Here is a 390-nt window from a genome sequence, read left to right on the forward strand (position 1 = left end):
AACGCGGGTGACCTAGTCCCCAAGCCAAGCGGCGGTGGGGGCGCAGGCGCATCGGCTCCCGGAACGACTGAATCCGAGGACGATTTCCGCTTCGTGCTGTCGCGCGAGGAGGTGCTGGAACTCTTCTTCGAAGACCTCGAACTCCCCGATCTGGTCAAGCTCAGCCTGAAGCAGATCCTCAGCTTCAAGCCGAAGCGGGCGGGTTTCGCGGCCAGCGGCGCGCCGACCAACATCAATGTCGGGCGCACGATGCGAAACAGCCACGGGCGACGTATCGCGTTGAGACGTCCGAAACGGGCGGAGGTGGAAGCTCTCGCCCAGCAGATCGCCGACCTGGAAGCAAAGCCGCCAAATGCCAAGACGCATGAACGCATCGTGGCCTTGCGCGAG

General features: G+C 63.8%; 1 protein-coding gene. It reads left to right on the top strand.

Annotated features, from left to right (window positions below; translation table 11 throughout):
* On the top strand, positions 1 to 390 hold a 390-nt coding region (locus tag EN852_RS35875), incomplete at both ends, for a DUF444 family protein (RefSeq protein WP_135879686.1).

This window comes from Mesorhizobium sp. M2E.F.Ca.ET.209.01.1.1 (assembly GCF_004010375.2).
Classification (GTDB): Bacteria; Pseudomonadota; Alphaproteobacteria; order Rhizobiales; family Rhizobiaceae; genus Mesorhizobium.